Source organism: Methylorubrum podarium (assembly GCF_022179745.1).
In the GTDB taxonomy this organism is placed as follows: Bacteria; Pseudomonadota; Alphaproteobacteria; order Rhizobiales; family Beijerinckiaceae; genus Methylobacterium; species Methylobacterium podarium.
Genome location: NZ_BPRD01000638.1, coordinates 1 through 1,114, shown reverse-complemented (window position 1 = coordinate 1,114; position 1,114 = coordinate 1). Strand labels below are relative to the sequence as shown.

Annotated in this window: 1 protein-coding gene; it reads left to right on the top strand. The window is 70.2% G+C overall.

All coding sequences use genetic code 11. From position 1 onward, the window contains the following. Positions 1-113: 113 nt before the first annotated feature. The coding region (ssuD, locus tag MFF42_RS25090) for an FMNH2-dependent alkanesulfonate monooxygenase (RefSeq protein ID WP_238258689.1) at positions 114-1,114 on the top strand (1,001 nt) is incomplete at its 3' end.

The following is a 1,114-nucleotide window of genomic DNA, read 5'->3' as shown; positions in this document are numbered from 1 at the left end:
GCGCCCCCGCCGCCGCGGCGATGCGGCCTTGGCCGAACTCGAAGGCCGCATCCTCGACCGGCTCCTCGGCCGGGGCGCCTGATTTCCTTTCCGTAATTCTCGGAGCGTACCCCATGACCGCCCAGACCGACGGCAAGACCGACGTTCTCTGGTTCCTGCCCACCCACGGCGACGGCCGCTATCTCGGCGCCTCGGACGGCGCCCGCGACGTCTCGCTTCCTTATCTGCGCCAGATCGCGCAGGCCGCGGACGACCTCGGCTATTACGGCGTGCTGCTGCCGACCGGCCGATCCTGCGAGGATTCCTGGGTCGTCGCCTCGGCGCTGGCGCCCCTGACGCAGCGGCTGCGCTTCCTCGTCGCCGTGCGCCCCGGCCTGCAGGAGCCGGCGGTCGCCGCGCGCATGGCCGCCACCCTCGACCGGATCTCGGACGGGCGCCTGCTCATCAACGTCGTGACCGGGGGTGATCCGGTCGAGCTCAAGGGCGACGGCGTCTTCCTCGATCACGACGAGCGCTACGTCGTCACCGACGAGTTTTTGCATATCTGGCGCGGGCTGATGGCCGGCGAGACCGTGAATTTCGAGGGCCGCCACCTGCGCACCGAGAACGGCCGGGTGATCTTCCGCCCCGTCCAGGCGCCCTATCCGCCGCTCTATTTCGGCGGCTCCTCGCCCGCCGGGATCGAGGTCGCGGCCGAGCATTGCGAGGTCTACCTCACCTGGGGCGAGCCGCCCGCCGGTGTCGCCGAGAAGATTTCTCGCGCCCGCGAGGCGGCGGAGAAGAAAGGCAAGACCTTCTCCTACGGCATCCGCCTGCACGTGATCGTGCGCGAGACGGAAGGCGAGGCGTGGGATGCGGCCGACCGGCTGATCTCGAAGCTCGACGACGCCACCATCGCCCAGGCGCAGGCCACGCTGAAGCGCCAGGATTCCGTCGGCCAGAGCCGGATGATGGCGCTCCACGGCGGCGACCGGAATAAGCTCGTCGTCTCGCCCAACCTCTGGGCCGGCGTCGGCCTCGTGCGCGGCGGCGCGGGCACGGCCCTGGTCGGCTCGGCGGATCAGGTCGCCGACCGGATGAAGGAGTACATCGATCTCGGCATCGACCGCTTCAT